Origin of the sequence: Nocardia carnea (genome assembly GCF_029868855.1) — a bacterium.
GTDB classification, from domain to species: Bacteria; Actinomycetota; Actinomycetes; order Mycobacteriales; family Mycobacteriaceae; genus Nocardia; species Nocardia carnea_A.
Genome location: NZ_JARWOV010000324.1, coordinates 1 through 3,640, shown reverse-complemented (window position 1 = coordinate 3,640; position 3,640 = coordinate 1). Strand labels below are relative to the sequence as shown.

At 71.3% G+C, this 3,640-nt stretch carries 1 protein-coding gene and 1 pseudogene; one reads left to right on the top strand and one right to left on the bottom strand.

Features of this window, described 5'->3' with window-relative positions:
• Positions 1-769: pseudogene (locus tag QH195_RS33280) on the top strand (polysaccharide biosynthesis protein); the annotation flags it as partial.
• Here QH195_RS33280 and QH195_RS33275 read toward each other — a convergent pair.
• Positions 726-3,539, bottom strand: a complete 2,814-nt coding sequence (locus QH195_RS33275; protein ID WP_280438319.1) for an alpha-(1->3)-arabinofuranosyltransferase domain-containing protein — start codon at positions 3,537-3,539, stop codon at positions 726-728. The pseudogene QH195_RS33280 and the gene QH195_RS33275 sit on opposite strands and share 44 nt — an antisense overlap.
• Positions 3,540-3,640: the final 101 nt, after the last annotated feature.

The following is a 3,640-nucleotide window of genomic DNA, read 5'->3' as shown; positions in this document are numbered from 1 at the left end:
CCATGGTGCGCCGCCAGGTGTGGAAGCGCTCGGTGCTTCCGCGTCTCAGGGGACTACGCCGGCGCCGGAGACCCCGCGAGGCTCCGGGATCACGGACACCGGCGGCGACCCGCGGTCGGGTGCAGGCAGCGCGATATCCGGTACCGGTGCGGGTGCGAAGTCGGGACTGGCCGACGTGGCCGCGGTCCTGCGGGCGGCGCAGGTGCAGGCGGCGTTGATGGCGCTGTCGTCGGCCGATCTGATCGTGGTCCGGATGGTGCTGGAGGAACCCGATGCCAGCCGGTACGCGCTGGGCACCATCGCCACCAAGATCGCGTTCTGGTTACCGCAGGCGGTGGGTGTGGTGCTCTACCCGCGGATGGCGCAGCCCGCGTCGTCCGGTTCGGCGATACGTTCGGCGCTCGCCGTGCTCGCCGGTATCGGCGTGGTCGCGGTGTTCGGTGCGGCGGTGGCGGCTCCACTGGCGCCGCTGCTGGCCGGTCGCGACTACGCCCCGATCCAGGGATTGCTGTGGTTGTTCGCGCTGCACGGTGCGATCCTGGCGGTGCTGCAGGGCGCGCTGCTCTCGGCGATCGCGGTGAACCGGACCGCATTGGCCGCGCTGGCCTGGGTGGGGTTGGCGGTCGAGGTGGTGTTGATGCTGGTGGTGGCGAATTCCGTCACCGGCCTCATCGTCACCGCCGCGCTCGTCGCCGGCGCCACCACCGCGCTGGTGGCGCTGCTGGTCATTCGGGCGGCGGCGCGACGTCCGGCCGTGGCCGCCACGTGATCGGCGGCAGTGCCGCCAGACCCACCGCGATCACCGCCACCAGCGCGGGCAGCTGAACCCACAGCGAGTCACCCATATAGCCGCCCGGCATCCGCCAGGGCCCGGTCGACAACGCGGCGGCGGAGACGGCGGTGCCGATACCGGCGACCGCCGCCAGGACCCGCCGCGGCAGCCGCGGTACGAACCGCAGCACCGCCAGACCCGCGACCGTGAGCACGGTGGCGGTGGGCCCGGCGATCACCGTGGTCGCGGCCGTCAGTGCCAGACCGCCCACTGTCCACGGTGTGCGCCATGCCCGCACCGGGATCGCCGGATCGCCGCGGGGTCCGCGCGGAACGGCGAATGCGAGCAGCGGTATCAGCAGCAACAGCCCACCGAAGATCGCCACCCGGTACCACGTATCGATCGGGAACGACACCGTCACCGGGCCGGCTGCCCCGGCCGGCAGCAACCAGCCCTGCTGCCAGCCGTTCACCACGATGGGTTCGAGTTCTCGCCCGTCGGCGGTCTGGGCCCGCCAGCCGGTATTCGTGCTGAGCGCCAGCGTGAGCAGCTGCGTTCCGGTATCGGCGGCGGGGGGCGGGGGCTGCGTGCCGACCAGGCGCAAACGGTCGACGAAGAACAGTTCGGTCGGTGCGACCAGCACATCGACCTCGCCTGCCGGAAGGGAAACCGGCTGGGCGGCACCGGGTTCTGTCCCGGGTGCCGGCGGTGCGGCGAGGTCGGGGCAGGGCTGCGCGGGAACCGGCGCGCCGGAACGCAGTTCGCCGGCGGTGGCGGTGATTCCGGTGTGCACCAGCCGGCCACCGACCGCGACCGTCGGCCCGATATCGCAGCCGACGGTGACGAGCCGATCGTCCGGTGCCGGTGCCGGATACTGCGGACCCAGCACGTTCACCTCGGCCAGGCCGGCCGGTTGGGCCTGGTGGTAGCCCAGGGCCGTCCGGTCCAGGACCGATTCCCAGCTGCGGATGCTCAGCTCGATTCGATCGGTCACCGTGGGATGTAATTCGATCCGGGAGATCTCGTCCGGGTCTTCGAGTTCGCGGATCTGCGGCCCGTTGCCGAGGTTCACCGCCACCGAGGTCGGGGCGGCGGGCAACCCACCGAGGGAGGGCGTCAGTTCCAGTCCCGTCACCAGTGTGGGTTCGGGGAGTTCGATGGTGAGCGTCGGTTTCGGGCCGCGGGTGTCGCGTGCGGTCTCTTCGGGAGCCGTCCAGCTGGTGCGCGGATCGCCGTCGGTGGCGGCGAATGCCGATCCGCGGAGATCGCCGACATCGGAGGCGCCGCGCGCCACCGGTCGTGCCGGATCGGTCAGCAGCGCTTCGAGCGCGGGCCCCTGCCGCGGCCGGACCGTGAGTTGCGGATCGACCGTCACCGGGGCGGGCACCGAGAGTGTGCGGCCGAACGCGCCCATCTCCTCCGGCGCCAGCGCCAGCCCCTTCCCGCAGCGAACACGGTCGGGGGCATCGAAACAGGCGCTGCGACCGGGGAATTCCTGTCCGAGATCCCAGCCGGTCACGGTGGCACCCGGCGTCGTTTCCGGAAGTACTGTGCGGTGCCGGATTTCGACCGCCACGGGGAATTCGGGTACGGAGTAGTCCTCGATCGCCAGTTCGCTGATCCCGAACTGCCCACCCGTACTGCCGCGTTCGGTCTGGCGCGCCGTGATCTTCACCCAGTCGGTCGATCCCACGGGCAGCGCCACCGAAACCGGTTCGCCGGGTTTGCCGATCCTGGCGGAGACACTGCCGTTGTTGGTGCGCACCTCCACCCATTTCACTGGGTCGCCGATGGCGGCGGGGGTGGTGGTGAAACGTAGCAGCCCGGATTTGAACGGTCGGTCCATATCGAGCCGTAACCATTGGCCGAGTGCGTATTCCGCCGCATTGCTGATCCAGGCGGTGGTGGGATCGCCGTCCACGATCGCCGCGGTCGAATTACCCGGCGCGGCGCCGCCGATCTGGGTCGCGTCGGCGGCCGAACTCGATGCGGTGACGGTGGCTCCGACCCAGTCGCCGCGGACCGGTTCGGCACCTGGTACCACGTAGTCCGGTACGAGGTTGTGCGTGCGGCGGGCGTCGTCGGGTGCGCGCAGCGCGGAATTGTGGTTGTCGACCTTGCCGAAATCGGTTTCCCGGTCCATCGGGGTATCGGTCACCGTGACCGGGCCCACCGGGAGGCCCGCGGCGGCGGCGTCGGCGGCGAGCAGGGTCGGTTCGTGGGAGGTAACGGGGTCGCGGTGGAGGCGTTCCAGTACTTCCGGCCCGCCCTGGACCACGGGTACCGAGGCGAGCGGAACGGTGTATGCCCCGGGGAATTCGGCAGGCGCACCGGTACCGCCGCGCACCTCGGCCGGGGTACCCGGCGGCGGAGTTTCGACTCGGTAGATCTCCACCGCCGGATACTCCGGCCGCAGATCGGCATCGACCATGAATTCGTCGCTTCCGGAACCGTGTTCGATCGGCTTCCCGAACTCGGCGACCTTACGCAACCCCGGCGACCCCTCCACCGCGCTGTGTGCCAGCAGCGGCCGGGTCGAACGCGCGGTATCCGGATCCAGATCGTTGCGCAGCACCAGGACCCCGATGCCCTGTCCGCGCAGTGCGGGCGCCAGCCCGGGCGGCGGCCGGGCGGCGGCGGTGGGGCGCGGCACCGCATCCAAGGGTAGGGTGGTGCCCGGCGGGGTGTACGGGGCCGCCTCCCCGGCCGCCCACCCCGGCTCGGGCCGCGCCAACCGGGCCGGGAGGGGGCGGGGGTGTGTTGTCATGGAATCATCCCGGTGTGCCTTGGGTGGGGGGTTACCCCAACCCCCCGGCGCGACGGGAAAAATTCATGGGCCTTTTTCCCGGGGGGCGCGTGCGGCGTATC

Bases quoted from the DNA above. Each gene is read 5' to 3' on its own strand.
- QH195_RS33275 (WP_280438319.1), bottom strand. From the start codon at position 3,539: ATGACAACACACCCCCGCCCCCTCCCGGCCCGGTTGGCGCGGCCCGAG.